The organism is Pseudomonas fluorescens (assembly GCF_902497875.1).
In the GTDB taxonomy this organism is placed as follows: domain Bacteria; phylum Pseudomonadota; class Gammaproteobacteria; order Pseudomonadales; family Pseudomonadaceae; genus Aquipseudomonas; species Aquipseudomonas fluorescens_BR.
The window spans coordinates 1-26,732 of the sequence record NZ_CABVHY010000036.1; the positions used below are offsets into that span (position 1 = coordinate 1).

The window sequence follows — 26,732 nt, forward strand, 5'->3', positions numbered from 1 at the left end:
TTGATCCTGGCGCCCGTCCGGCCAACGTATTGTCCGCCTCAAAGATCGCAGGCTTCGCCAGCTCGCCGACCGCAGGCATCTGAAATATCGTGGGGCCCGCAATTCTCCCTACAAGGAGCAGTCGGTCGACGCTCCTACAGTTTTGCGGTGGCGTGCCGTTATAGCTTTAACCACGCCAATCAAGAGTGAACGCCATGCGCCTGAGCCTGAAGGCCAAAGTTTTATCCCTCGCGGTACTCCCGGTTTTACTGTTTGCGCTGGTGATCAGTCTGACCACGGTGTTCATTCTGCAGAATCAGGCCCGCAGCGAAGTCGAAATAACCCGTCAGCGTCTGCTGAGCGATGCCAAGGCGACCCTGCAAAGTTATGTAGCGGTGGCGATGAGTGCGATCAAGCCGCTGTACGACGCGGCGGCACCGGGTGATGACGCGGCGCGGGCGCAGGTGGTCAAGCTGCTGTCGAGCATCAGCTACGGCAAGGATGGCTACTTCTTCGGTTACGACTCGCAAATCGTGCGCCTGTTCAAGGGCAACAGCCCGGAAGGTGTGGGTCAGAACTTCAACGACAAACGCGATCCGAATGGCGTGTACTTCAACCGTGAGTTGGTGCAAGTCGCCAAGGACGGTACCCACTATCTGCAATACAGCTCGTCGCTGCCGGGTAACAACAAAGTCCTGGTGCCCAAACTCGGCTACTCCGAATACCTGCCCAAGTGGGACATGGTCATCGGCACTGCGGTCAACCTCGACGGTATCGAAGCGCAGGTCGCGTTGGTCGAAGCCAAGGTTCATGAGCGCATGGAAGGGGTGGTGCTGAGTATCGTCGGCATCGCCGTGGTGGTGCTGCTGGTGATTGGCGCGGTCGGCATGCTGCTGGCGAACACTATGCTGCGTCCGCTGCATCTGATGAAAGCCAACCTTGACGATATCGCCGCCGGCGAGGGCGATCTGACCCGGCGTCTGGCAATTACCAGTCAGGATGAGCTGGGTGAACTGGCTGGTTCGTTCAACCGCTTCGTCGACAAGATTCATGGCCTGGTGCGGCAAATCACCGAAATGACCTCGCAATTGACCGGGCTTGTCACTCAAGTCACCGATCAGGCTCATCGTTCGGAGCATGCCATGGAGCGTCAGCGCCATGAAACCGATCAGGTCGCGACGGCGATCAACGAGATGTCCTCGGCGGCTCAGGAAGTTGCGAGAAGCGCCCAGGGCGCCGCAGTCGCTGCGCAGCAGACCGACGAAGAAGGCCAGGCTGCCAAGCGCGTGGTGGATGGCAGCATCAAGCAGATCCATGCATTGGTCAGCGACATCCGCAACAGCGGTACGTCCCTGGATAGCCTGCAAAAGGATGTGTTGTCGATTGTCAGCGTGCTGAGTGTTATTCGCTCGATTGCCGACCAGACCAACCTGCTGGCACTCAACGCCGCCATCGAAGCGGCCCGTGCCGGTGAGGCCGGACGCGGTTTTGCGGTGGTGGCCGATGAGGTGCGGGCGCTGGCCAGCCGCACCCAACAAAGCACCCAGGAAATCCAGGGGATGATTGACCGCCTGCAGAAAGGCACTCAATCGGCGGTTGAAGCCATGCGCCGCTCCAGCGATGCCGGTGACGGTACCTCGGCCCAGGCCAACGAGGCCGGCGCTTCGCTGGATACCATGGCCCAACTGATCGGCACCATCAACTCGATGAACGCACAGATCGCCAGCGCCGCCGAAGAACAAACGGCGGTGGCTGAAGAGATCAACCGCAGCGTGCATCAGATCGCCGTGGCCGTGGACAACGTCGCCGCCGAAACCCAACTCGGCGCCCAGACCTCCCGCAGCCTGGCCGAGTTGGGTCAGCGGCTGGGCAAGCTGGTGGGGCAGTTCCGCATCTGATCCGGGGGATTTGGTGTCTGACAAACCGTTGTGGCGAGGGGGCTTGCCCCCGCTGGAGCGCGAAGCGGTCCTAAAATCAGGCAGCGAGTTCTCTTGGTTAGAACCCATGTGCCGATTTTACGACTGCTTCGCAGCCGAGCGGGGGCAAGCCCCCTCGCCACAGGTTCTGCGTCCGGAGCCTAAACCGTACTAACCCGCACATCCCGCATCAACAACCCAAAACGCAAATCCACCTCGTCCGGTATCGGCAAATACACCGTGTGCCCATCCCCCGGCGCCACTTCGATGGCTTCGGCCTTGGCGTTGTGCAGTTGATGCAGGTCGAAGTGGAAATTGCCTTGGGGGGTCATCAACTCCAGATGATCGCCGAGCTGGAAGCGATTCTTCACCCGGACTTCGGCCAGTCGATCACGCCGTTCGCCGGTCAACTCGCCAACGAATTGTTGGCGCTCTGAGACTGAGCTGCCTTGCTGGTAATTCTGATACTCGTCATGCACATGCCGGCGCAGAAAGCCTTCGGTGTACCCGCGTTGGGCCAGAGATTCGAGATCGGTCATCAGGCTGCGGTCGAATTCGCGACCGGCCACGGCATCATCGATCGCCTTGCGATAGACCTGAGTAGTCCTCGCACAATAGAAGTGGGACTTGGTCCGACCCTCTATTTTCAATGAATGCACACCCATTTGGGTCAGGCGTTCGACGTGCTGCACCGCGCGCAGGTCCTTGGAGTTCATGATGTAAGTGCCGTGTTCGTCCTCGAACGCCGGCATCAGCTCTTCAGGACGATTGGCTTCTTGCAGCAAAAATACCTGATCGGTCGGTGCGCCCAGGCCCAGGGTCGGCTCGGGCTGGAACGGCTGAACGATATCGCCGAGCTGGTTTTCCACGGCCGGCTGCGCCTGGTACTTCCAGCGGCAGGCGTTGGTGCAACTGCCCTGGTTGGCGTCGCGCTTGTTCATGTAGCCGGAGAGCAGGCAACGACCGGAATAGGCCATGCACAGCGCGCCATGGACGAAAACTTCCAGCTCCATGGCGGGAACCTGCTGGCGAATCTCGGCGATTTCTTCGAGGGACAGTTCGCGGGAAAGGATGATCCGGCTCAGGCCTTGTTGCTGCCAGAACTCGACGCTGGCCCAGTTCACCGTATTGGCCTGCACTGACAGATGAATCGGCATCTGTGGGAAATGCCTGCGCACCAACATGATCAACCCGGGATCGGACATGATCAGCGCGTCTGGCGCCATCTCGATCACTGGCTCCAGGTCCTTGAGAAAGGTGCGCAATTTGGCGTTATGCGGGGCGATATTTACCACCACATAGAAGCGCTTGCCTTGAGCCTGGGCTTCAGCGATGCCGAGGGCCAGGTTGGCGTGATCGAATTCGTTGTTGCGCACTCGCAGGCTGTAGCGTGGCTGCCCGGCGTAGACCGCGTCGGCACCGTAGGCGAAGGCATAGCGCATGTTTTTCAGGGTGCCCGCTGGGGCGAGAAGTTCGGGGCTGGCGAGGGGCATGGTGGTTTCGATCACAAAAGGCCAGGAGGGTAAGCCAGTCGTGTCCGGACTTAATTGATCTGGATCTATGCTCCATGAATAAAGATGGCACTCAGGCGCGCCCTGGCTGACTAAACATCAGGACGCCGTCAGTCCCGCGCCTTACTTACATGGATCGGACATGAACGAAACCACGCTGGAAAACAAATCGCTGTTGGTGCTGCTGGTCCTGGTGACCATCGCCTTTATCTGGATTCTGTTGCCGTTTTACGGCGCGGTGTTCTGGGCGGTGATACTCGGGATCCTCTTTGCGCCGTTACAGCGACGGATGCAATTGAAGTTTGGCTGGCAACGCAACCTGACCTCGTTGGTTACCCTGAGCATCTGCCTGGTGATTGCGATTCTGCCGGTGATCATTATCAGCGCCTTGCTGGTTCAGGAAGGGGCGACCCTGTACAAGAGCATCGAAAGCGGAGAGCTGGACATCGCCGTATATGTGTCGCAGTTCAAACATAGCCTGCCGCCGTATTTTCAGAATCTGCTCGATCGTTTCGGGATGGGTAATCTGAGCAACTTGCGGGAAACAATCATCAAAGGCGCGGTGCAGGGCAGTCAGTTCTTCGCCACCCAGGCCTTCAGCTTCGGCCAGGGTACCTTCGAGTTCCTGGTGAGCTTTTTCATCATGTTGTACTTATTGTTCTTCTTTTTGCGCGACGGTGCCGAGCTGGCGCGCAAAATCCGCGCGGCGATACCGCTGGACGACCAGCAGAAACGCCGCTTGCAACTGAAATTCAACCGGGTGGTGCGCGCCACGGTGAAGGGCAACCTGCTGGTGGCGGTCACTCAGGGGGCATTGGGCGGGGTGATTTTCTGGTTTCTCGACATTCCCAGTGCCTTGCTCTGGGCGGTGTTGATGGCGTTTCTGTCGCTGCTGCCCGCGGTTGGGGCGGGGATCGTCTGGGCTCCGGCAGCTGCATTCTTTCTGCTCAGCGGGGCGATCTGGCAGGGTGTGGTGCTGGCATTGTACGGAGTACTGGTCATCGGACTGGTCGACAACGTGCTGCGGCCGATCCTGGTGGGCAAGGACACAAAAATGCCGGACTACCTGATTCTGATTTCCACCCTGGGCGGCCTGGCGATCTTTGGTCTGAACGGATTTGTCATCGGACCCTTGATCGCCGCGCTGTTCATCTCAAGCTGGGCGCTGTTCGTCGAAACCAAGCCTCGGGTGCAATTACCCTAGGCGCACAAGCTATGAACATCCATGCTTTGCGATAATGCCTGAGCGGCGAGAAGTGAAGTGAACGGGCCGCTGATCGCCACGCCGTCCTGCATCAGATACCAACAAGCGAGCAATCCCAGCTCTCTGAGCGGTGTGGGAACTGCGCTGCCAACTACGGACATGATTTGAACCTGGGTCATAAGTACCTCCATCAGATGGGACTACCTTATGGACCAAAGGGTTCAACTTGAAATCATCGCGCTCGATAGTGGACATCGACGCGGACGAAATAGAAGGTGAAAAGCGCTGTCAGTCGACCACCAGGTCGAGCATGTTCACCACTTCCTGCTCATTCAACAGGCCTTTGCGCACCAGATTCTCCGCCAGTAACGAGAGAAACTTGGCGTTGCGGTGACCTTCCAGGTGCTTGAGTTCGGTCAGCGCGCTATAGACCTTGCTCGAGGTGCAGAGACCGGCGTCGCGGTGGGGGTGCTGAGTGGGCATTGTGGCTGTCCTTGTTTTTATTAGCCGGTTTTTTCGGACAAGTCCGATCTTGCGGACCTGTCACGACATAAATATGACAGCTGCCGCATCGAGATGCCAAGGAGACAGCCGGGTCAATCATGTCAAATTCAGCCGCAGGCACTGTCTCGGCAGCGACCTTGGCGAGATCTATTCAGACATTGTTCAGGGTTTGCAACGCGTCAGGCCCCGTTCAAGTTGGGGCCCGAGAGTGCTGCAGCGTGATGATTACCAGCGTGGCCGACCGTAATAACCGCGTGGGGGGCCATAGTAGTAACCCGGTGGCGGACCGTAATAGACCGGTGCCCGCCGGTAGTAGACCGGTTGCTCGATGTAAATCGGTTGCGGCTGGTAATAGACCGGTGGTTGTTGCACGTAGACCGGCTGCGGCTGGACATACACCGGCTGCTGCACATAGACCGGCCGATCGCGACTGATGATTGCCGAGCCGACGATGGCTGCGCCGACCACCGCGCCGAACACCGCTGGCCCCCTCCAATCACCACCATGACCGTGACCGTGACCACCGGCGGATGCCTGACCTGTGACAGCGAGTGCGCCGATGAGCAAGGCTACTGTGGGGAGATGACGAATCATGGCTACACCTCATTTTCAACTCCCGACGCTTGTGGTCTGCAATAGACCCAAGGATTGTCGCGGGGATACTTCTCAGACAGCAATTTTTGAAAAAACTACCGAGCCATTGAGTAAATATTGTGTAAGGTCTGTAGCGGTTTCTTTACCTTGATATGCAGCGAAACCAGGCATCTGAGCCTCACTGAATAATGATCGAACAGAACCGGTGGGCTGGCTAATCCCGTCCATCTGAAAGTGCTTTTTGAAGGAGAAAAACATGCAGATGAACCCGAATAAAGACACCCAACTGTGTATGTCGCTGTCTGGGCGCCCGGGGAATTTCGGCCTGCGTTTTCATAACCATCTGTATGAGCAACTGGGGCTGAATTTTTACTACAAGGCGTTTAGCAGCAATGACCTGCCGGGTGCGGTGGGTGGCATCCGTGCATTGGGCATTCGCGGCTGCGGGGTCTCCATGCCTTTCAAAGAAGCCTGCATTGCCTTGGTCGATGAGCTGGATGACTCGGCCAAGGCCATCCAGTCGATCAATACCATCGTCAACACTCATGGCCATCTCAAGGCTTACAACACCGATTACATTGCCATCGCGCAACTGCTCAAGACTCATGACGTGCCGCAGAATTTGACCTTTGCCCTGCGCGGCAGTGGGGGAATGGCCAAGGCGGTGGCCAGCGCGCTACGTGATGGCGGTTATCGGAACGGTTTGATCGTGGCTCGCAATGAAACGGCTGGCCGCGCCCTGGCGAGTTCCCTGGGTTACCAATGGCTGCCAGAGCTGGGTGCCGAGCGGCCACAGATGCTGATCAACGTCACACCGATCGGTATGACTGGCGCAGACGAAGCCGATCAGCTGGCTTTTGACGCGAACGCCATTGACTCTGCGCAAATAATCTTCGATGTGGTGGCGATTCCCGCGGAAACACCGTTGATCCTGCGCGGCCGTGCCCAAGGCAAACGCGTGATCACCGGTCTGGAAGTGATCGCCATTCAGGCGCTTGAGCAATTCGTGTTGTACACCGGCGTGCGTCCGACCCAAGAGCAGTTCCAGAAAGCGGTGGCTTTCGCGCGAGGTTGAGCAACGGTCTTGGTGCGGCGCGTTTCTGTAGCAGCTGCCTCGCAGGCTCGGCAGCTGCTACGGGGGTCACTCCAGCCGTGCCAAACGCTCTTCCAGCGCCGCAATCCGCGCTTCCAGTTCTTCGATGCGCTCCACCGACACGCCGCTGCCGCTACCGCGTTCCGCTGGACTCTGCCGTGCGGCCATAATCACGTCGATATCGGCCGGGTCGCCCAGGGCATGCATGTAGCGGTCTTCGCGTTGCCCGGACTGACGTGGCAACAGCAATGCCAGGCCGCGGGCAATCAGCCGTTCCAACTGGTGCACGACCTGTTCGGTGTCTTCAAAATCATGCATGCGGCCGCTGCGGGTCAGCAGTTCATTGACAGTCTGCGGGCCGCGCAGAAACAGCAGCCCCGCCAGGATCACCTGGGCTGGCACCAGCTCCAGCGCCTTGTCCACCCGATGCTCCCAGCGATCGGCGCGGCTGCCCATGACCAGGCGGGTGAAACCCCGGCCTTCAAGGGCCCGAAGGCTCTGACCGACCTGGCCCTGCGTCAGGTTCATCACCGGTTCGCGGCTGGTTTTCTGATTGCAGGCGATGACCAGTGCATTGAGGGTCAGCGGATAGGTTTCCGGGCTGGTGACCTGTTTCTCGATCAAGGAGCCGAGAATGCGGATTTCCGTACTGCTGAGCCGCGGTTCATCGCTGGCGGTGTCGTGCTCGTTGCTCATCGCGCTTTCCCTATGCTGTCGAAGCCAACTAGCCTAATCCTTGCAGAATAAAAGACAAGCACGGCTATAATCGCGCCACGTTCAACTCCCGCCACAACCTGCGAGACTGTCATGACTATTTCTCTGTATGCCGCATCCGTCCCGGTTTTCAAGCAAATGCTCACCGCCTTGAGCGGCGTCCTGAACAAGGCTGAAGCCCACGCCACGGCAAAAAACATTGCACCAGAAGTCTTCCTGCAAGCGCGTCTGTCCCCGGATATGTTCCCGCTGGTGCGTCAGGTGCAGATCGCCGTGGATTTCGCCAAAGGCGTTTCCGCGCGTCTGGCCGAGGTTGAGCTGCCGAAATACGACGACACTGAAACGACCTTCGCCGAACTGCAAGCGCTGATCAGCAAAGTCCTGGCCTTCATCGAAGACATCAAGCCTGAGCAGATCGACGGCAAGGAAGGGATCGAGATCATCACCCGCCAGGGCACGCCGAAAGAAAAACGCTTCACTGGCCAGGCTTACCTGCTGACTTACGGCTTGCCGCAGTTCTTCTTCCACGTCACCACCGCTTACGCGATCCTGCGTCACAACGGTGTGGAAGTCGGCAAGCGCGATTACATGGGCGCGTTCTAAACCCAGGATACAAAAAAGCCCGGCAAGGTTCGCAGTGAACCTTGCCGGGCTTTTTCTTGGGCTACCCCTGAATCAAGCCTTCTGCGCGATACGCTCGGCCTGTTCTTCCTGGGCCAGGCAGGCCGCGGCGGTGAACAGTACGTCGGTGGAGGAGTTCAGCGCGGTTTCCGCCGAGTCCTGCAGCACGCCAATGATGAAACCGACGGCGACCACTTGCATGGCGATTTCGCTGGGAATACCGAACAGGCTGCACGCCAGCGGAATCAGCAGCAACGAACCACCGGCCACGCCGGATGCCCCGCAGGCGCAAATCGCCGCGACCACACTCAGCAACACCGCCGTCGGAATGTCCACGGCAATTCCGAGGGTGTGCACGGCCGCCAGCGTCAACACGGTAATGGTGATCGCCGCGCCCGCCATGTTGATGGTGGCACCCAGCGGGATCGATATCGAGTAGGTGTCTTCATGCAGGCCCAGGCGCTTGCTCAACTCCAGGTTGACCGGAATGTTCGCCGCCGAACTGCGGGTGAAAAACGCGGTAATGCCGCTCTCGCGCAGGCAAGTGAAGACCAGTGGGTAGGGATTGCGGCGCAGTTTCCAGAACACGATGGCCGGGTTGATCACCAGGGCGACAAACAGCATGCAGCCGATCAGCACCGCCAGCAGATGCATATAGCCGAGCAGAGCGCCGAAACCGGAGGTGGCTAGGGTCGAAGCCACCAGGCCGAAGATCCCCAGCGGTGCGAAGCGGATCACCATGCGCACGATCAGTGTCACGCCATTGGACAGATCGTCCAGCACGGTACGGGTGGTTTCCCCGGCATGGCGAATGGCAATGCCCATGCCGATCGCCCAAGCCAGGATGCCGATGAAATTGGCGTTCATCAGGGCGCTGATCGGATTGTCGACCACGCTCAGCAGCAGGCTTTGCAGCACTTCACTGATCCCGCCTGGAGCGCTCACCGCCACATCCTGGGTGGCCAGCACCAGGTTGGACGGAAACAGCGTGCTGGCGACCACGGCAACGGCCGCCGCCGCAAAGGTGCCCAGCAGGTACAAAAACAGAATTGGCCGGATATGGGTTTCCTGACCCAGCTTGTGGTTGGCGATGGAAGCCATCACCAGCACAAACACCAGAATCGGCGCGACGGCTTTGAGGGCCGAGACAAAGACTTTGCCGATAAAGGTTGTCGATCGCGCCACTTCGGGCAAGAACAACGCCAGCAGAATACCGGCGATCAGGCCGATAACGATCTGGGTCACCAGGCTGGTGCGTTTGAGTCTTTGCAATGGAGAAAGGGGGGCAGCAGTCATAGCGGTATCTCGGATTTTTTATAGAGTGTTGTGGTTCAACGAAGGGGCAGCAGTAAAACCCGTGGCCGTGAACGGTCGATGAACGGAGGGTGTCTCTGGAAGGGGCCGGACTTTATCACACCGCAGGCCGATTCCTGCGGCCTGTGACGATCTGCCGCCAGAGAGTGCAGCGTGGTTAAACCGCTGGCGGATTCTCTCTGTTAAGATTCGCGATCCTCTTTTTATCTCCAGTCAGTGGGCCCTCGGGCTATCGCTGGTGTCGTTGTTTGCGGAGTTATGCATGTTGTTGCCCATTTTGCTGTTGTCGGCCGCCGGTTTTACCGTGCTGACCACAGAGTTCATCATCGTCGGCCTTTTGCCATCCATCGCCCGCGATCTGGATGTCAGTGTTTCCCAAGCCGGTTTGTTGGTGACCTTGTTCGCTTTTACCGTGGCCGCCTTCGGGCCATTTCTGACCGCCTGGTGTGCTCGATTCGAGCGTAAACGGCTGTTTATCACGGTCTTGGTGATGTTCGGGCTGGCCAACACCTTGGCGATGCTTGCGCCCAACATCGGTGTCATGGCGGTTGCCCGGTTGATTCCCGCCCTCGGTTTGCCAGTGTTCTGGGCTTTGGCCAGTGAGACGGCGGTGGGGATCGTCGGGCCGGATTACGCCGGACGGGCGATTGCGAAAATCGGTTTCGGGATAGTCTGCGCCACCGTATTCGGGATTCCCGTGGGTACGCTGATCTGCGATGCCTTCGGCTGGCGCAGTGTGTTTGGCATTCTGGCGGTGATCGCTTTCGCCAAGGCGTTGCTGCTGTTCGTCTATTTACCGCAAACCGACTTGCACAAACAGCAGGTGAGTTTCCGTTCGCAGTTGAAGATTCTGCGCAGTCCGTTGATGCAGGGGCATGTCCTGTTGTCGATCCTGGTGTTCAGCGGCATGTTCACCGCTTACACCTATCTGGCCGACATCCTCGAGCGGCTGGCCGGTTTCAACGGCAACCTGGTTGGCTGGTGCCTGATGGGCTTCGGTGCGATGGGGCTGATCGGCAACTCGCTGGGCGGACGCATGGTCGATCGCCATCCGCTGATCGCCTCGATGGTGTTCTGTGCCTTCATGATCGGCGGCATGGTGGCGCTGGTGCCGGCCATTCATTCGACGCTGGGGCTGGTGGCGGCTATGGGCATCTGGGGTGTCACCCAGGCGGCGCTGTTCCTGGTCAGTCATGTGCGCTTGATAAAGGTCGCACCCCAGGCGCCGGCCTTCGCCGCTTCACTGAATATCGCCGGCGCCAATCTGGGGATCGGCTTGGGCGCGATGGTCGGTGGTCGGGTGATCGATACCCTGGGGCTGGGCAGTCTCGGCTTTGCGGCAGCGGGCTTTATCTTGCTGTCGATCCTGCTGGCGTTGTTGCTGATGGCCGCCAAACCCCGGGCGGCCTGCGCCTGAACTTTCAGATAGTGATCGCGGTAAACAGTTCGCGTCGGGCACCTTCGGTAATGGCGACGATGCCGGGGTGCTTGACCTTGCGCTCCACCGAAATGGCGTAGAAGGATTCGCTGACGGCATCGGTCTGGCCAATCAACTCCACGCCGTACTGACGCTTCACTTCATCGGTAATCACGCTCGGGGCGATGAATATCCCGCTGCCGGATTGACCGAAGGCCTGCATCAGCGCGCTGTCATCGAACTCGCCGACGATCCGCGGCTGGATCTGCTGTTCGGCAAACCAGCGCAGCAAACGACTGCGGACCACGGTTTCTTGCCCTGGAATCAACAGTGGAGCGCCGTGCAGACCCCGTGGGAAGTCTTTTCCGTAACGTGCAGCCAGCGCCGCGGTGGCAAAAAAACTGATGCCGCATTCGCCGAGTTTCTGGCTGTAGCCCTTGATGTCCAGATGCGACGGCATCGGGCTGTCGGAGATCACCAGGTCCAGGCGCTGAATCGCCAGGTCGGCCAGTAGCCGTTCAAGCTTGTCTTCACGGCAGGTAATGCGCAGAGGTTCGCTCAATTCCATGGTCGGCGCGATCAGCCGATAGACGATCGACTTGGGCACCACGTCGGCCACCCCGACCCGGAACAGGAGCTGCTGCTCGTTGGGCTGGGCCCTGAGCATGGCCTCCAGCTCGCCACCGAGCTGGAACATCTGTTCGGCGTACGGCAGGGTCTGGCGTCCGGCTTCCGTCAGCTCGAGCTGGCGCCCGACCCGGCGAAACAACTCGATCCCGTAGGTCTGTTCGAGCAGGCTGATTTGCCCGCTGATGGTCTGGGGTGTCAGGTTCAGCTGCTCGCAGGCCCGAACGATGCTGCCCGTCTTGGCCACCACCCAGAAGTAATGCAGTTGCCGATAATTAAGCATAAATAGAATTCAGTTCGTAAAAACCGAAGTATAGCTGCTAAAAATACGAATTTTCCTGAAGTGTTTTGCTGCTTAGAATGCAGCGCTATCGACGGGCCATCACTTTGGGGCCGTGCGTTATATCGAGGAAGACATGATGAAACTCACATCCATAGGCGCCGCTTCGCTGCTGGCGCTTTCCGTGTTGGCACTCAGTGGCTGCGACCAGGTCGAGAAAAGCACTCAGCAAGTGATGGACAAAGCGGCCGAGACGGCGAAACAGGCCATTGACGATACCCGGATAGCCGCGGAGCAAGCATTACGCGACACGACTCAAGACATTCTTGGCAACAAGGAAAAGCCCGCTGACGAGCGCCAACAGCGCGAAGACTCGTCGCAGGAAATCTAACCCGTCATACACCGAGTCAGGACTGACCCATGGATTACCTAGTACAACTCGCCGCCAGCCCCACCGCTTGGGTTGCCTTGGCCACCTTGATCGTCATGGAAATCGTGCTTGGCATCGACAACCTGATTTTTATCTCGATCCTGACCAACAAGCTACCTGAACAGCACCGGGCCAAAGCGCGGCGCATCGGCATCAGCATGGCGCTGATTCTGCGTCTGGGTCTGCTCAGCACTATTGCGTTCATCGTGCAGTTGACCGAACCGGTCATCGATGTGTTCGGCCAGGTATTCTCCTGGAAAGACATGATCCTGATTGCCGGCGGTCTGTTCCTGCTGTGGAAAGCCACGACGGAGATCCATCACAGCATGGACCCGGAGTCGCAGGATACGACCTCCGCGACCTCAGGCGTGTCCATTGGGTTTGCGGCAGCGATCGGTCAGATCCTGATGCTCGATATGGTGTTCTCGATCGACAGCATCATTACCGCTGTTGGCATGACCGAGCACTTGCCGATCATGATCATCGCGGTGGTGGTCTCGGTACTGGTGATGTTGCTCGCGGCCGAACCGCTGGCGAAGTTCATCAACGACAACCCGACGGTGGTGATGCTGGCCCTGGGCTTCCTGATCATGATCGGCATGACCCTGATCGCTGAAGGCTTCGGCGCCCATGTGCCGAAAGGCTACGTCTACGCGGCCATGGCCTTCTCGGCAGCGATTGAAAGCTTGAACATGCTCTCGCGTCGCGCTCGGCAAAAGCGCCAGGCTGTTGAAGCTTAATCAGAGGCCACACTAAACGGTCGTCTGTGCTCGAAAGGGCGCAGACGACCGTTTTTTTATGGGGGATTCAAATGCCAATCAGTGCACGCCAGCGGCGCGCCGGTCGGGTTTTGCATTTTTGCCCGGTGCTGCGGGTTGGTGCGGGTGGTGATGTCTGCGAGTAATGCGCAGTACGCCCCACAGCATCGCGGCGGCAACGGCCAGCCAGCCACAGATCAGCATGAAGATTGTCGTTGCCAGGCTCATACGTGCCTCCTTGTGTCCGGCTGCGGACACACACTCCTGCAAGGGACAGTCTAGCCGCACCCTGTGTTTCAAGCTATCGACCAACAGTCGAGACCTATCAACCAGTTCGCTCTATCGATCGTTGCCAACTGCCGGTTAAGGCTATACCGACGCTCAAGACCGTCCTATGATCGAGACCCAAGCCGGGAGTGTGTTTGCCTGGCGTCTGAACAAGAGAGTGATGATGTTGCGGGTATTTTCTCGATTTCGATTGGCGCTGTTGGCCAGTGCCTGTGTTCTGAGTCTGGCCGGTTGCGCCGGCAGCGTGCAGCCCGAGATCCAGCGCTTGCCGGAGCGTGTCGAGCTCAGCGGCGTGCCGTTCTTTCGTAGCGAGCTTTATCAGAGTGGGCCCGCAACCCTGGCCAGCATGCTGTCCCAGCAGGGCATCGTGATTACCCCGGGGCTATTGGACAAGCCACTGCATCTACCAGGCGCTGAAGACCGGTTGCAGCAGAACATGCAGAACCTGGCCCGCGAGTACGGCCTGGTGGTTTATCCACTCGATAGCACGCTTCCTGCGCTGTTAACCCAGGTCGCGGCCGGTTATCCGGTGCTGGTGCGCTTCACTGAAGGCTCGGCATTCTGGTCCGGGCCAAGGTATGCGGTACTCGCCGGCTACAACCGGCATAAGCAGACCGTCCTGCTGCGGGCGGGGATGAACCGTCGCCTGCTGATGGACTTCAAATCGTTTGAGTCTGCCTGGGAAAACGCTGGCAGTTGGGCCGTGCTCATCCAGGGGCCGACACAGATTCCTGCCGCAGTCGACTCCCGGCGCTGGCTTAAAGCAGCCGATGAGCTGGCTCAGGCCGGTCAGGAACAGGCCGCGGCGAGAGCGACTAAAGCCTTGAGTGCGCACTGACTCAAAGCATGAAAAACGGCGCTGTCGATTGCCGTTGATGGTGAAGACCCTGACATGACAGTCAGGGCTTTTTGCGTTTATCCAGCGCTATTCAGCCGTCTGGACCACCTCGCCTTGGCGGCTCTTGAGATTCTTGGCGGCCTTGTATTGCAAGGCCGCCCCAGGTACCGAACCGCTTTTCCCGGTTTCGAGCCACTTGCGGATACGGCTGGCATCGGCGAAATGGGTATATTTGCCAAAGGCGTCAAGGATCACCAGGGCGACCTGACGATTGGCCATGCGGGTCACCAGGACCAGGCAGTGACCCGCCTGGTTGGTAAAACCGGTCTTGGTCAGCTCGATGTCCCAGTTGTCCTTTCTGACCAAGTGATCGGTATTGCGAAAGCCCAGGCTATAAGTGGGCTTGCGGAAGGTCACGGTCTTTTCCTTGGTGGTACTTAGCTCGCTCAGCATCGGGTACTTGTGGGCGGCCCGTACCAGCTTGCTCAAATCGCGGGCAGTGGAAACGTTACGAGTCGACAGACCGGTAGGCTCCACGTAATGGGTGCTGGTCATGCCCAGTGCCTTGGCCTTGGCGTTCATCGCGGCGATAAACGCGACGTAACCGCCAGGGTAGTGATGGGCCAGGCTGGCGGCTGCACGGTTCTCCGAGGACATCAGGGTGATCAGCAGCATGTCCTTGCGGCTCAATTCGCTGTTGAGTTTGACGCGGGAGAACACGCCTTTCATTTCCGGGGTGTCGCTGATCGACACGGAAATGTACTCGTCCATCGACTGTTTGGCTTCGAGAATGATCAAGCCGGTCATCAGTTTGGTAACCGATGCGATAGGAACGACGACGTCCGGGTTGCTCGCATAGATGATCTTGTTGGTCTGCAAGTCGATCAGCATCGCGCTGCCGGAGGCAATGTGCAGTTGGGAGGTATCTCGAGGGGCTTCGATGGTTTCACGAGCATAGAGGCTCGGCGTGGTGAAAGTGCCTGTAAATGCAAAAAATAGGCTGAGGATAGAAATACGGATTTTCACGCGGGCGGACTCGTTAAAGGTGGATATGCCGTCGTGCAACGGGCTTTACTCGAAGAAACGTTACATTTTATGAGTATGTGCCAGGAAAGCGCTACACGCCTGCGATACAGGGGCTTTGGATGAACTAAATTTAACGGTGTAACAGTTACTTATCAGTCTGGATGGCCTTTGGTTCGGACCGTCCTGTGTCGCGCCAAAACAAAGAACCCCGCCAGATGGGCGCAATGCATCGAGCGTTTGCACCCGCAGTCGGCCTGGAAGCTGCACGCTGTTTTTGCCCAATGTACGAAAGCCACTCATCAAGTTGATGTTGCTGAAAGCGGTGCGCTCCACCACAATAACAACGTAGCTCCAATGTAGCTACAAAATAACGACGAGGTATTACCATGGGTGCATTGCTGAAAACGACCGATGTGCGTTGCCGCATCGACGAGGATTTGAAGAAGCAAGCCACTGAGGTCTTGAGTGCTTGCGGGCTTAGCCTCAGTGACGCGATGCGGCTTTTTCTTCGCCAGGTTGTGTCAACGCAGGGCTTGCCTTTTGAAGTACGCGTCCCTTCGGAGAAAACCGCTCGTGCCATGGTACAGGCGCGGGAAATTCGCCGTCAGTTCGACTCGGTAGACGACATGCTAAGGGATGCAGATGGCGAAGCCGGAGAAAAAGCAGAAACGCGCTGAGCTTCCAAAACAGTGCGCGCAAACGTCGGAATTCAAAAAATCCTGGGAGCGTTATAAGCGGGCTGGCCGCCGTGACATGAATGAGGTCCGTGAGGTGATGGTTATGCTGTTTCTTGGAGAGCAGCTACCGGCCGAGTATCTCGATCATGCCTTGACTGGGGATTGGGAGGGCTTTCGGGAATGTCATATAGGCGGCGACTTCCTGATGATCTATGAACACTCAAGGGCCGATCTGATTACCTTCGTCGATCTCGGGAGTCATTCCGAGCTGTTCAGATAGCGATGTCGACTTCACTGAATTTATTAGCAAAGCGCCGCTTACTCGTTTAGAGATAAGCGGCGTTTTTTATTGAGTGAAGCAGTGGCCAAATGATCAGCCGTGCAACGTTTCCGCGGCGTACAACGTGTTTTCCAGCAGGCAGGCACGCGTCATCGGGCCGACCCCGCCTGGAACCGGAGTAATCCAGCCGGCGCGGGGCAGGGCGGTTTCATACACCACATCGCCGACCAGCTTGCCGTCTTCCTGGCGGTTGATGCCAACGTCGATGACGATTGCGCCTTCCTTGATCCACTCGCCTTTGACCAGGCCCGGCTTGCCGGCGGCCACCACCACCAGATCGGCGCGGCCAACGTGGCCAGCCAGATCCTTGGTGAAGCGGTGAGTGACGGTGACGGTGCAGCCAGCCAGGAGCAACTCCATCGCCATCGGACGGCCGACGATGTTGGAAGCACCCACCACGACCGCATCCATTCCATAAAGGTCGGCACCGGTACTTTCCAGCAGGGTGATGATGCCTTTTGGCGTGCAGGGACGAAGCAATGGGATGCGTTGTGCCAGGCGGCCGACGTTATAAGGATGGAAACCATCCACGTCCTTGTCCGGGCGAATGCGTTCCAGCAGTCTGGAAGCTTCCAGTTGTCCGGGAAGCGGCAGCTGAAGCAGGATGCCGTCGATGTTCGGGTCATCGTTGAGGCGATCGATCAGATCGGTCAAAGCTTGCTGGGTGGTGTCGGAGGGCAAGTCATAGGCCTGCGAAAGGAAGCCGACTTCTTCGCAGTCTTTACGCTTGTGCGAGACATAAACTTGAGAGGCGGGGTCGCTGCCGACCAGGATCACCGCGAGGCCGGGAGTGCGCAAGCCTTGCTGGCGACGCTCGGCGACACGTTTGGCGATCTGCTGGCGCAGGCGAGCGGCGATCGCTTTGCCGTCGATTAGTTGTGCAGTCATGACGCGTGATTAACCATCGAGAGGGGGAAGAAAAGAGAACGCATTCTCGCATGTCGTGACGTGAGGGCAAAGGCGCTTGGTCTGCAAATTCCCCTAACCCCTTTAATTAAATGAATTTTTTTCAAAAAAGAGTTGACGACCTACCGGACCACCTATAACATTCGTCGCACTTGTCGGGCACAGCCTAGCACTGGTTAAGAAGGTTGAGCAGAGTTGATGTTAACTCGGTAAGACTGAAAGCACTTAGTTTGTAATCGTCCAAGAATACAGATTAACAAGGCGCCCGTAGCTCAGCTGGATAGAGCATCCGCCTTCTAAGCGGATGGTCGCAGGTTCGAGTCCTGCCGGGTGCGCCATTAGGCAGCTTTGGCACAAGTAACGCAACATGGCAATATGGTGGGCGTAGCTCAGTTGGTAGAGCACGGGATTGTGACTCCCGTTGTCGAGGGTTCGATCCCCTTCGTCCACCCCATATTTAGAAAGGCGCCAGATTAATAATCTGGCGCCTTTGCTTTAAAAGCTTGATACGCGGACGTGGTGGAATTGGTAGACACACTGGATTTAGGTTCCAGCGCCGCAAGGTGTAAGAGTTCGAGTCTCTTCGTCCGCACCAATTAAGTGGCTATTTAATAGCAGATAACGGCGCAGCACCTGAAAAGGGCTGCGCCGTTTTCGTTTCAGAAGTCGGCGCGGCCGCAGGTGCCGGGCTGACAGGATGACGGTTCGTCGTCATTATGTTGCTGAATGATGCCTGGCTTGTCTGTCGGAGCCCGTGGGTTTCGGTCGTCAGGGTGAGGATTGCTCCTTCCTATATATAGAAGGGTTGGTCCAGGGCCCTGGCTTGATTCGCTGTATTTGCTCTCAGGGCGGGGCGCAACCGTTTGTCCCCCGCCTATAAATTGCCTGCTGCTTTTTTACCCGTTTTCAGTAGGGTGACTTCTTGAGTTTGACCCACTAGAATGCATGCCCTTGATTCTGGGGTCGGAAACGGCCGGCTAACGTCTGTGCAACGAGGAATATCCATGCAAGTTTCTGTTGAAAATACTTCTGCTCTTGAACGCCGCATGAGCATCACCGTGCCAGCTGAGCGCATCGAGACTCAGGTCAACAAGCGTCTGCAGCAGACTGCCCAAAAGGCCAAGATCGCTGGCTTCCGTCCAGGCAAAGTGCCAATGAGCGAAATCAAGCGTCGTTTCGGTGCTGATGCGCGTCAGGAAGCTGTAGGCGACGTGATCCAGTCTTCTTTCTACGAAGCTGTTGTCGAGCAGAAGCTGAACCCGGCTGGCGCGCCTTCGATCGAGCCTAAGTCGATCGAAGCTGGCAAGGATCTGGAATACGTCGCAGTTTTCGAAGTGTTCCCGGAGTTCACCGTTGCCGGCTTCGAAGGTATCAATGTCGAGCGCCTGAGCGCTGACGTGGCGGATGCCGATCTCGACAAGATGCTGGAAGTCCTGCGCAAGCAGAACATCCGTTATGAGCAAGCTGATCGCGCTGCCCAGAACGAAGACCAGCTGAACATCGATTTCGTTGGCAAGGTCGACGGCGAAGTGTTCGCGGGCGGTTCTGCCAAGGGTACTCAGCTGGTTCTGGGTTCCGGTCGCATGATCCCTGGCTTCGAAGACGGTCTGGTTGGCGCTAAAGCCGGTGAAGAACGTGTTCTGAACCTGACCTTCCCGGAAAACTATCAGAACCTGGACCTGGCTAACAAGGCAGCAGAGTTCACCGTTACCGTGAACACTGTATCCGAGCCGAAATTGCCGGAGCTGACCGAAGAATTCTTCGCTCAGTTCGGTATCAAGGAAACAGGTATTGAAGGTTTCCGCACCGAAGTTCGCAAGAACATGGAGCGCGAGCTGCGTCAGGCGATCAAATCCAAGGTCAAGAATCAGGTAATGGACGGTCTGCTGGCCTCCAACCCGATCGAAGTCCCGAAATCCCTGCTGGAAAACGAAGTCAACCGTCTGCGCGTGCAGGCTGTTCAGCAGTTCGGTGGCAACATCAAGCCTGATCAACTGCCGGCCGAGCTGTTCGAAGAGCAAGCCCGCCGTCGTGTAGTGCTGGGCCTGATCGTGGCTGAAGTGGTCAAGCAATTCGACCTCAAGCCTGACGAAGCCCGCGTTCGCGAAATGATCCAGGAAATGGCTTCGGCGTATCAAGAGCCTGAGCAGGTTGTGTCCTGGTACTACAAGAACGACCAGCAGCTGAACGAAGTCCGTTCGGTTGTGCTGGAAGAGCAAGTTGTGGATACTGTTCTGCAGAAAGCTAGCGTGACCGACAAATCGGTCTCTTACGAAGAAGCGGTCAAGCCGGTGGAAGCACCACAAGCCGACTGATTTTTCTTTGTTTGAAATACACACATAAGCCAGCCTTTGCGCTGGCTTATGCGTATTCAAGACATAACTATTTGGGAGTGACTGCCGGACATGTCCCGCAATTCTTATTATCAGCAGAGCTCTGACATCCAGGCCGCAGGCGGCCTGGTCCCGATGGTTATCGAGCAGTCCGCCCGTGGCGAACGTGCCTATGACATCTACTCGCGCCTCCTCAAGGAGCGAGTGATCTTCCTGATTGGCCCGGTAGAAGACTACATGGCCAACCTGGTCGCGGCGCAACTGCTGTTCCTTGAAGCGGAAAATCCGGACAAGGACATCCATCTTTACATCAACTCACCAGGTGGTTCGGTGACTGCGGGGATGTCGATCTACGACACCATGCAATTCATCAAGCCTGACGTGTCGACCATCTGCATCGGCCAGGCCTGCAGCATGGGCGCGTTCCTGCTCGCCGGTGGCGCTGCGGGCAAGCGTCACTGCCTGCCTAACTCGCGCATGATGATTCACCAGCCGTTGGGCGGTTTCCAGGGGCAGGCGTCGGATATCGACATTCATGCCAGGGAAATCCTCGCCATTCGTCTTCGCCTGAACTCGTTGCTGGCCCATCACACCGGGCAAAGCCTTGAAGTCATCGAACGCGATACCGAGCGTGATAACTTCATGAGCGCAGAACGTGCGGCTGAATACGGCCTGATCGACACCGTGATCGACAAGCGTAAAATGCCAACCTAAGCAGCCCAAATGTAGGTGGTTGGTTAACCGACCGCCTGCGGGCTTGAAAAAGCCCGCAATTGCCTTCATCTTGTGTTGCAAGCCTATCGGATTTGGATCGATCGAATGACTGACACCCGCAACGGCGAGGACAACGGCAAATTGCTCTATTGCTCCTTCTGTGGCAAAAGCCAGCATGAAGTGCGCAAATTGATTGCCGGCCCCTCGGTCTTTATCTGCGACGAGTGCGTCGACCTGTGCAATGACATCATCCGTGAGGAGGTGCAGGAAGCACAGGCAGAAAGCAGCGCGCATAAATTGCCTTCGCCTAAAGAAATCAGCGGCATCCTTGATCAGTATGTGATTGGTCAAGAACGTGCGAAAAAGGTTTTGGCCGTAGCGGTATACAACCACTACAAACGCCTCAACCAGCGTGACAAAAAGAATGACGACGTCGAGCTCGGCAAAAGCAACATCTTGCTGATCGGCCCGACAGGCTCGGGTAAAACCCTGCTTGCCGAAACACTGGCTCGCCTGCTGAATGTACCCTTCACCATCGCTGACGCCACCACCCTCACCGAGGCTGGTTATGTCGGTGAAGATGTGGAGAACATCATTCAGAAACTGCTGCAGAAATGCGATTACGACGTAGAAAAAGCTCAAATGGGCATTGTCTACATCGATGAGATCGACAAGATCTCGCGCAAATCCGACAACCCTTCGATTACCCGGGATGTCTCCGGTGAAGGCGTGCAGCAGGCGTTGCTCAAGTTGATCGAAGGCACTGTGGCTTCTGTACCGCCTCAAGGTGGTCGCAAGCATCCACAGCAGGAATTCCTTCAGGTCGACACGCGTAACATCCTGTTTATTTGCGGTGGTGCGTTCTCCGGGCTGGAAAAGGTCATTCAAAGCCGTTCCACCCGTGGCGGCATTGGCTTCAACGCCGAAGTGCGCAGCAAGGAAGAGGGCAAGAAGGTCGGTGAATCCCTGCGTGAAGTCGAACCTGACGATCTGGTCAAGTTCGGTCTGATCCCGGAATTCGTTGGTCGTCTGCCGGTTCTGGCCACCCTGGACGAGCTCGACGAAGCTGCTTTGATGCAGATTCTCACCGAGCCGAAAAATGCCCTGACCAAGCAATACGCGAAGCTGTTCGAGATGGAAGGCGTCGATCTGGAGTTCCGTGCCGACGCACTCAAGTCGGTGGCCAAGCGTGCGCTTGAGCGCAAGACCGGTGCTCGTGGATTGCGTTCGATCCTCGAAGGCGTGTTGCTCGACACTATGTACGAGATCCCCTCGCAGTCCGAGGTGAGTAAAGTAGTGATCGACGAAAGCGTTATAGAAGGCAAGTCCAAGCCACTGTATATCTACGAAAACAGTGAGCCGACGGCCAAGGCAGCGCCAGACGCTTAAGCGTCATACTGCTGGATTCAAGAGGGGGCCTTCGGGCCCCTTTGCTTTTGCAGGAACTTTCAAAGGTTCGGGCCACCTTTGGACGATCTTTTAAGCTTGTTTTTTTCGAAGGTAGCCCCCATCTTGGTTTCAAGCTTAATTCCATCTGTTTCCGGCCTTATGGCCGCCGTAGAGGCGAAATCATGAAGACAACCATAGAATTGCCTCTCCTGCCATTGCGTGATGTTGTGGTTTATCCGCACATGGTTATCCCGCTGTTCGTGGGGCGCGAGAAATCCATCGAAGCCCTCGAGGCCGCGATGACGGGCGACAAGCAGATTCTCCTGCTGGCCCAGAGAAACCCTGCCGACGACGATCCGGGAGAAGAAGCACTTTATCGCGTGGGTACCATCGCGACAGTTCTACAGCTGCTCAAGCTGCCTGACGGCACGGTCAAGGTGCTGGTCGAGGGTGAGCAGCGCGGTGCGGTCGAACGTTTCATCGAAGTGGACGGCCACTGCCGTGCCGAAGTCTCGCTGATCGACGAAGTCGATGCGCCCGAGCGTGAGTCGGAAGTCTTTGTCCGCAGCCTGCTGGCTCAGTTCGAGCAGTATGTGCAACTGGGCAAGAAAGTCCCTGCCGAGGTGCTGTCGTCGCTTAACAGCATCGATGAGCCAAGTCGCCTGGTTGATACCATGGCGGCGCACATGGCGCTGAAGATCGAGCAGAAGCAGGAAATCCTCGAAATCATCGATTTGTCGGCCCGGGTCGAGCACGTTCTGGCGTTGCTGGATGCCGAGATCGACCTGCTGCAAGTTGAAAAACGCATTCGTGGTCGCGTCAAAAAGCAAATGGAGCGCAGCCAGCGCGAGTACTACCTGAATGAGCAGATGAAGGCCATTCAGAAAGAGCTGGGTGATAGCGACGAAGGCCATAACGAAATCGAAGAGCTGAAAAAGCGCATCGATGCCGCCGGCTTGCCGAAAGACGCTTTGGCCAAGGCTCAAGCCGAGCTGAACAAACTCAAACAAATGTCGCCGATGTCTGCTGAAGCGACAGTGGTGCGTACCTATATAGACTGGCTGGTTCAGGTGCCGTGGAAGGCCCAGAGCAAGGTGCGTCTGGACCTGGCGCGGGCTGAAGATATCCTCGACGCCGACCATTACGGTCTGGATGAAGTCAAGGAACGCATCCTCGAATACCTCGCCGTGCAAAAGCGCGTGAAGAAAATTCGTGGTCCGGTGTTGTGCCTGGTCGGTCCTCCCGGGGTCGGTAAAACGTCCCTGGCGGAGTCGATTGCCCATGCGACCAACCGCAAATTCGTGCGCATGGCCCTCGGTGGCGTGCGTGATGAAGCGGAAATTCGTGGTCATCGGCGCACTTACATCGGTTCGATGCCGGGAAGATTGATTCAAAAGATGACAAAGGTGGGTGTGCGCAACCCGCTATTCCTGCTCGATGAAATCGACAAGATGGGTAGCGACATGCGTGGCGATCCGGCGTCGGCGTTGCTGGAAGTGCTCGATCCGGAGCAGAACCACAACTTCAACGACCATTACCTGGAAGTCGACTACGACCTTTCCGATGTGATGTTCCTCTGCACCGCCAACTCGATGAATATCCCGGCGGCGCTGCTCGACCGGATGGAAGTGATTCGTCTGCCGGGTTACACCGAAGACGAGAAGATCAACATCGCCGTCAAATACCTCTCGCCCAAGCAGATTCAGGCCAACGGCTTGAAGAAAGGCGAAGTGGAGTTCGACGCCGAGGCGATCCGCGACATCATTCGCTATTACACTCGCGAAGCAGGTGTGCGTGGGCTTGAGCGACAGATCGCCAAGGTTTGCCGCAAGGCGGTCAAAGAGCATTCACTGGAAAAACGCTTCTCGGTAAAAGTGACAGCCGAGATGCTTGAACACTTCCTTGGAGTGCGCAAATTCCGCTACGGCCTGGCTGAACAGCAGGATCAGATCGGACAGGTAACAGGCCTGGCCTGGACTCAGGTCGGTGGTGAGTTGCTGACCATCGAAGCAGCCGTGGTACCGGGCAAGGGTCAGTTGATCAAGACCGGTTCCCTGGGTGACGTAATGGTCGAATCGATCACTGCGGCGCTGACGGTTGTGCGTAGTCGTGCGAAGAGCCTGGGGATCCCTTTGGACTTCCACGAGAAGCGTGACACCCATATCCACATGCCGGAAGGGGCTACGCCTAAAGACGGTCCGAGCGCCGGTGTAGGTATGTGTACGGCCCTGGTATCGGCACTGACCGGGATTCCGGTACGTGCGGATGTTGCCATGACCGGTGAAATCACCTTGCGTGGCCAGGTTCTGGCAATTGGCGGTCTGAAGGAAAAACTGTTGGCGGCACACCGTGGCGGGATCAAAACCGTGATCATTCCTGAAGAGAATGTCCGCGACTTGAAGGAAATTCCCGACAATATCAAGCAAGATCTTCAGATTAAACCAGTTAAATGGATTGACGAGGTCCTGCAAATTGCGCTGCAATACGCGCCGGAGCCCTTGCCGGATGTGGCTCCGGAGATAGTTGCAAAGGATGAAAAACGCGAGTCTGATTCTAAGGAAAGAATTAGCACGCATTAGTACGAATTTGCCTGGGGGGCTTCCTTGACAGCTTTTTAGAGCCCTTGTTATAAAGCGGCTCTTAAGTGTCTGTAGGCCATTCAGCACTCGCTTTTGCTTTCACCAAAAAACTTAGAATCATACTCAAATAGATATAAGGGGACTTAGAGTGAACAAGTCGGAACTGATTGATGCTATCGCTGCATCCGCTGATATCCCGAAAGCTGCTGCTGGCCGTGCGCTGGACGCTGTAATCGAATCCGTCACTGGCGCTCTCAAGGCTGGCGACTCTGTTGTACTGGTTGGTTTCGGCACCTTCTCCGTAACCGATCGTCCAGCTCGCATTGGTCGTAACCCACAGACCGGTAAGACGCTGGAAATCGCAGCAGCCAAAAAACCAGGTTTCAAAGCCGGTAAAGCACTGAAAGAAGCTGTCAACTAAGCGTCTTTTCAAGTCTTTACCCATCCGGGTCGGGGTCATTCCTGACTTGGCAGCGGAGCGGTAGTTCAGTCGGTTAGAATACCGGCCTGTCACGCCGGGGGTCGCGGGTTCGAGTCCCGTCCGCTCCGCCAGTTACGAGAAGGCGCATCCTCGGATGCGCCTTTCTTCTATCCGGATTCTACCCACGCTCCACGGTTGCTTAATTTGAAGTACAACCGTTTCTGGGGGACGCATGCTGCAGAATATCAGGGACAATTCACAAGGCTGGATTGCCAAGACCATTATCGGGATCATCGTCGTATTGATGGCTTTTACCGGTATCGAGGCCATTTTCCAGGCCACTACCAACAGCCAGGACGCCGCCAAGGTCAATGGTGAAGAGATTAGTCAGAACGAGCTGAGCCAGGCGGTCGACATGCAACGCCGTCAGCTGATGCAACAGCTGGGCAAGGACTTCGATGCTTCCTTGCTCGACGAAAAAATGTTGCGTGAATCCGCTCTGAAAGGGCTGATCGACCGCAAGCTGTTGCTGCAAGGCGCAGACAAATCGAAGTTCGCTTTCTCCGAAGCGGCTTTGGATCAGGTGATCCTGCAAACACCTGAATTTCAGGTCGACGGCAAATTCAGCGCCGAGCGTTTCGATCAGGTGATCCGTCAGCTGGGCTACGGCCGTATGCAATTCCGCCAGATGCTGGCGCAGGAAATGCTGATCGGTCAATTGCGTGCAGGCCTGGCAGGTAGCGGTTTTGTCACCGATGCTCAGGTTCTGGCGTTTGCCCGTCTGGAAAAACAGACCCGCGATTTTGCCTCCTTGAACATCAAGGCCGATCCATCGGCAGTCAAAGTGACTGATGAAGAGATCAAGGCTCATTACGACGAACATGCCAAGGAGTTCATGACTCCCGACCAGGTGGTGATCGATTACCTCGAGTTGAAGAAAGCTTCTTTCTTTGACCAGGTCAGCGTCAAGGACGAAGACCTGCAGGCCCAGTATCAGAAGGAAACCGCCAATATCTCCGAGCAACGTCGGGGCGCGCACATTCTGATCGAAGTCAATGACAAGGTGAACGAGGCGCAAGCCAAGACCAAAATCGACGAAGTTCAGGCGCGCCTGGCCAAAGGTGAAAGCTTCGAGGCCCTGGCCAAAGAGTTCTCCCAGGATCCAGGTTCGGCGGCGAACGGTGGTGACCTGGGTTACGCCGGTCCGGGTGTCTATGACCCAACCTTCGAAAAGGCCTTGTACGCCTTGAACAAGGATGAAGTTTCGCCACCGGTTCGTACCGACTTCGGTTGGCACCTGATCAAGTTGTTGGGCGTCGAGGCTCCTGAAGTGCCGAGTTTCGCCAGCTTGAAAGACAAGCTGACTCGCGAGCTCAAGGCCCAACAGGTCGAGCAGCGCTTTGTCGAAGCGACCAAGCAACTGGAAGACTCTTCTTTCGAAGCGTCCGACCTGGCCCAGCCGGCTCAAGAGCTGAAACTGACCGTTCACACCTCTGCACCGTTTGGTCGTGAAGGCGGTGAGGGGGTGGCAGCCAACCGTGCTGTAGTGACGGCGGCGTTCAGCCCTGAAGTCCTGGATGAAGGTGCCAACAGCACCGCCATCGAACTGGATCCGGAAACCGTTGTGGTCCTGCGTGCCAAAGAGCATCGCAAGCCTGAGCAACTGCCACTGGAAAGCGTCGCTGCGAACATCCGCGTGCAATTGGCCAAGGAGCATGCAAGTGCTGCGGCCAAGACCAAGGCCCTGGAGCTGATCACCAGCCTGCGCGACGGCAAGACGCCGTTGGACAAAGCGCTGGATGGCCAGAACTGGAAAGTGCTCGAAGCCGTCACGCGTGGCCAGGAAGGGATTGACCCGGCCGTGCTGCAGGCGCTGTTCCGCATGCCGAAGCCTGAAGCCAAGGACAAGCCGACCTTCACCAGCGTGACCCTGGCCGATGGTAGCCTGGTGATCGTGCGCCTGAACGGCGTCAACGAAGCGGCAGCGCCTACCGAGGAAGAGAAGGTTCAATACCGTCGCTTCCTGGCCTCGCGCGTGGGTCAGCAAGACTTTGCTGCCTATCGCAAGCAGCTGGAAAGCCAGGCGGACATCGAGAAGTTCTGATGCCTGACTGAGTCACTACGCAGTTAACAAAGACCCCGGCCGCAAGGCTGGGGTTTTTTGTTTATGGGGCTATCAAATGCTCCAGTCGGCTCACAGCGACCAAGTGGCGAGTGTTCATTGATCATTTATCTGCGTGACTTTCCCCCGTAAACTGG

General features: G+C 57.2%; 27 protein-coding genes, 4 tRNA genes and 1 pseudogene. 21 read left to right on the forward strand and 11 right to left on the reverse strand.

Annotation, left to right across the window (positions count from 1 at the left end; translation table 11 throughout):
- Positions 1-194 precede the first annotated feature (194 nt).
- Together F8N85_RS35885 and F8N85_RS35890 are read left to right on the forward strand one after the other, a co-directional pair.
- Positions 195-1,019 (forward strand): annotated as a pseudogene (locus tag F8N85_RS35885) (cache domain-containing protein); the annotation flags it as partial.
- 102 nt (positions 1,020-1,121) lie between these two features.
- Positions 1,122-1,877, forward strand: a complete 756-nt coding sequence (locus tag F8N85_RS35890; protein WP_412072517.1) for a methyl-accepting chemotaxis protein — start codon at positions 1,122-1,124, stop codon at positions 1,875-1,877.
- A 179-nt stretch (positions 1,878-2,056) separates the two neighbouring features.
- Here F8N85_RS35890 and yegQ read toward each other — a convergent pair whose 3' ends face one another.
- Complete coding sequence (gene yegQ / locus F8N85_RS28090; RefSeq protein ID WP_150806748.1) at positions 2,057-3,388, reverse strand: tRNA 5-hydroxyuridine modification protein YegQ; 1,332 nt, start codon at positions 3,386-3,388, stop codon at positions 2,057-2,059.
- A 160-nt stretch (positions 3,389-3,548) separates the two neighbouring features.
- Between yegQ and F8N85_RS28095 the strand changes: the two genes are divergently transcribed.
- Entirely contained in the window at positions 3,549-4,610 is a 1,062-nt protein-coding gene (locus tag F8N85_RS28095; RefSeq protein ID WP_150806749.1) for an AI-2E family transporter, read from the forward strand.
- On the opposite strand, the gene F8N85_RS28100 is transcribed toward F8N85_RS28095, so the two are convergent.
- The 4 genes from F8N85_RS28100 to F8N85_RS34675 form a co-directional block, all read right to left on the reverse strand.
- On the reverse strand, positions 4,607-4,789 hold the full coding sequence (locus F8N85_RS28100) for a hypothetical protein (RefSeq protein ID WP_150806750.1): 183 nt from the start codon (positions 4,787-4,789) through the stop codon (positions 4,607-4,609). The genes F8N85_RS28095 and F8N85_RS28100 overlap by 4 nt on opposite strands.
- Positions 4,790-4,898: 109 nt before the next feature.
- Positions 4,899-5,093: a hypothetical protein gene (locus F8N85_RS28105; protein ID WP_150806751.1), complete on the reverse strand. Its 195-nt coding sequence runs from the start codon at positions 5,091-5,093 to the stop codon at positions 4,899-4,901.
- A gap of 246 nt (positions 5,094-5,339) precedes the next feature.
- On the reverse strand, positions 5,340-5,708 hold the full coding sequence (locus tag F8N85_RS28110) for a hypothetical protein (RefSeq protein WP_150806752.1): 369 nt from the start codon (positions 5,706-5,708) through the stop codon (positions 5,340-5,342).
- Positions 5,709-5,780: 72 nt separating this feature from the next.
- Complete coding sequence (locus tag F8N85_RS34675; protein WP_191636282.1) at positions 5,781-5,966, reverse strand: hypothetical protein; 186 nt, start codon at positions 5,964-5,966, stop codon at positions 5,781-5,783.
- Between F8N85_RS34675 and F8N85_RS28115 the strand changes: the two genes are divergently transcribed.
- Positions 5,965-6,783: a shikimate 5-dehydrogenase gene (locus tag F8N85_RS28115; RefSeq protein ID WP_150806753.1), complete on the forward strand. Its 819-nt coding sequence runs from the start codon at positions 5,965-5,967 to the stop codon at positions 6,781-6,783. The two genes, F8N85_RS34675 and F8N85_RS28115, sit on opposite strands and share 2 nt — an antisense overlap.
- Before the next feature lie 66 nt (positions 6,784-6,849).
- Here F8N85_RS28115 and F8N85_RS28120 read toward each other — a convergent pair whose 3' ends face one another.
- Complete coding sequence (locus F8N85_RS28120; protein WP_150806754.1) at positions 6,850-7,497, reverse strand: YceH family protein; 648 nt, start codon at positions 7,495-7,497, stop codon at positions 6,850-6,852.
- Between the two features lie 111 nt (positions 7,498-7,608).
- Between F8N85_RS28120 and F8N85_RS28125 the strand changes: the two genes are divergently transcribed.
- Positions 7,609-8,118, forward strand: a complete 510-nt coding sequence (locus F8N85_RS28125) for a DUF1993 family protein (protein WP_150806755.1) — start codon at positions 7,609-7,611, stop codon at positions 8,116-8,118.
- 72 nt (positions 8,119-8,190) lie between these two features.
- Here the strand turns inward: F8N85_RS28125 and sstT are convergent, their stop codons facing one another.
- Positions 8,191-9,432 (reverse strand): serine/threonine transporter SstT, encoded by a 1,242-nt coding sequence (gene sstT / locus F8N85_RS28130; protein ID WP_150806756.1) that lies wholly within the window; start codon positions 9,430-9,432, stop codon positions 8,191-8,193.
- A 280-nt stretch (positions 9,433-9,712) separates the two neighbouring features.
- Between sstT and F8N85_RS28135 the strand changes: the two genes are divergently transcribed.
- Positions 9,713-10,867: an MFS transporter gene (locus F8N85_RS28135; protein WP_150806757.1), complete on the forward strand. Its 1,155-nt coding sequence runs from the start codon at positions 9,713-9,715 to the stop codon at positions 10,865-10,867.
- A 4-nt stretch (positions 10,868-10,871) separates the two neighbouring features.
- Here F8N85_RS28135 and nhaR read toward each other — a convergent pair whose 3' ends face one another.
- A complete protein-coding gene (gene nhaR / locus F8N85_RS28140) occupies positions 10,872-11,777 on the reverse strand; it encodes a transcriptional activator NhaR (protein ID WP_150806758.1) in 906 nt (301 codons plus the stop codon).
- Between the two features lie 136 nt (positions 11,778-11,913).
- Between nhaR and F8N85_RS28145 the strand changes: the two genes are divergently transcribed.
- Entirely contained in the window at positions 11,914-12,165 is a 252-nt protein-coding gene (locus F8N85_RS28145) for a hypothetical protein (protein WP_150806803.1), read from the forward strand.
- Positions 12,166-12,194: 29 nt separating this feature from the next.
- Entirely contained in the window at positions 12,195-12,944 is a 750-nt protein-coding gene (locus F8N85_RS28150) for a TerC family protein (RefSeq protein WP_150806759.1), read from the forward strand.
- A 78-nt stretch (positions 12,945-13,022) separates the two neighbouring features.
- Here F8N85_RS28150 and F8N85_RS34680 read toward each other — a convergent pair whose 3' ends face one another.
- Positions 13,023-13,190, reverse strand: a complete 168-nt coding sequence (locus tag F8N85_RS34680) for a hypothetical protein (RefSeq protein ID WP_191636283.1) — start codon at positions 13,188-13,190, stop codon at positions 13,023-13,025.
- A 166-nt stretch (positions 13,191-13,356) separates the two neighbouring features.
- On the opposite strand from F8N85_RS34680, the gene F8N85_RS28155 reads away from it, so the two are divergent.
- Positions 13,357-14,088 carry a PA2778 family cysteine peptidase gene (locus tag F8N85_RS28155; protein WP_191636284.1) on the forward strand — a complete coding sequence of 244 codons (732 nt, stop codon included), beginning with the start codon at positions 13,357-13,359 and terminating at the stop codon, positions 14,086-14,088.
- Between the two features lie 87 nt (positions 14,089-14,175).
- On the opposite strand, the gene pbpG is transcribed toward F8N85_RS28155, so the two are convergent.
- Complete coding sequence (gene pbpG / locus F8N85_RS28160; RefSeq protein WP_150806760.1) at positions 14,176-15,114, reverse strand: D-alanyl-D-alanine endopeptidase; 939 nt, start codon at positions 15,112-15,114, stop codon at positions 14,176-14,178.
- Between the two features lie 386 nt (positions 15,115-15,500).
- On the opposite strand from pbpG, the gene F8N85_RS28165 reads away from it, so the two are divergent.
- Both F8N85_RS28165 and F8N85_RS28170 read left to right on the forward strand, forming a co-directional pair.
- The gene (locus F8N85_RS28165) at positions 15,501-15,791 is read left to right on the forward strand and encodes a type II toxin-antitoxin system RelB/DinJ family antitoxin (RefSeq protein WP_150806761.1); all 291 of its coding nucleotides are present in this window, start codon (positions 15,501-15,503) and stop codon (positions 15,789-15,791) included.
- Complete coding sequence (locus F8N85_RS28170) at positions 15,757-16,071, forward strand: type II toxin-antitoxin system YafQ family toxin (protein WP_150806762.1); 315 nt, start codon at positions 15,757-15,759, stop codon at positions 16,069-16,071. Before F8N85_RS28165 ends, F8N85_RS28170 begins: the two co-directional genes overlap by 35 nt.
- 93 nt (positions 16,072-16,164) lie before the next feature.
- Here the strand turns inward: F8N85_RS28170 and folD are convergent, their stop codons facing one another.
- A complete protein-coding gene (folD, locus tag F8N85_RS28175; protein ID WP_150806763.1) occupies positions 16,165-17,019 on the reverse strand; it encodes a bifunctional methylenetetrahydrofolate dehydrogenase/methenyltetrahydrofolate cyclohydrolase FolD in 855 nt (284 codons plus the stop codon).
- A gap of 279 nt (positions 17,020-17,298) precedes the next feature.
- Between folD and F8N85_RS28180 the strand changes: the two genes are divergently transcribed.
- The 10 genes from F8N85_RS28180 to F8N85_RS28225 all read left to right on the forward strand — a co-directional run bounded on the left by F8N85_RS28180 (position 17,299) and on the right by F8N85_RS28225 (position 26,577).
- A tRNA-Arg gene (locus F8N85_RS28180) sits at positions 17,299-17,375 on the forward strand.
- 40 nt (positions 17,376-17,415) lie between these two features.
- Positions 17,416-17,491, forward strand: a tRNA-His gene (locus F8N85_RS28185).
- 56 nt (positions 17,492-17,547) lie between these two features.
- Positions 17,548-17,632, forward strand: a tRNA-Leu gene (locus F8N85_RS28190).
- Between the two features lie 409 nt (positions 17,633-18,041).
- On the forward strand, positions 18,042-19,352 hold the full coding sequence (tig, locus tag F8N85_RS28195; protein WP_150806764.1) for a trigger factor: 1,311 nt from the start codon (positions 18,042-18,044) through the stop codon (positions 19,350-19,352).
- A gap of 90 nt (positions 19,353-19,442) precedes the next feature.
- Positions 19,443-20,084 carry an ATP-dependent Clp endopeptidase proteolytic subunit ClpP gene (clpP, locus tag F8N85_RS28200; protein ID WP_150806765.1) on the forward strand — a complete coding sequence of 214 codons (642 nt, stop codon included), beginning with the start codon at positions 19,443-19,445 and terminating at the stop codon, positions 20,082-20,084.
- 105 nt (positions 20,085-20,189) lie between these two features.
- Positions 20,190-21,473 carry an ATP-dependent Clp protease ATP-binding subunit ClpX gene (gene clpX, locus F8N85_RS28205; RefSeq protein ID WP_150806766.1) on the forward strand — a complete coding sequence of 428 codons (1,284 nt, stop codon included), beginning with the start codon at positions 20,190-20,192 and terminating at the stop codon, positions 21,471-21,473.
- A gap of 182 nt (positions 21,474-21,655) precedes the next feature.
- Complete coding sequence (gene lon, locus F8N85_RS28210) at positions 21,656-24,052, forward strand: endopeptidase La (RefSeq protein WP_150806767.1); 2,397 nt, start codon at positions 21,656-21,658, stop codon at positions 24,050-24,052.
- Between the two features lie 148 nt (positions 24,053-24,200).
- Positions 24,201-24,473 carry an HU family DNA-binding protein gene (locus tag F8N85_RS28215; protein WP_002552737.1) on the forward strand — a complete coding sequence of 91 codons (273 nt, stop codon included), beginning with the start codon at positions 24,201-24,203 and terminating at the stop codon, positions 24,471-24,473.
- A 54-nt stretch (positions 24,474-24,527) separates the two neighbouring features.
- A tRNA-Asp gene (locus F8N85_RS28220) sits at positions 24,528-24,604 on the forward strand.
- Positions 24,605-24,705: 101 nt separating this feature from the next.
- Positions 24,706-26,577 carry a SurA N-terminal domain-containing protein gene (locus F8N85_RS28225; protein ID WP_150806768.1) on the forward strand — a complete coding sequence of 624 codons (1,872 nt, stop codon included), beginning with the start codon at positions 24,706-24,708 and terminating at the stop codon, positions 26,575-26,577.
- Positions 26,578-26,732 lie beyond the last annotated feature (155 nt).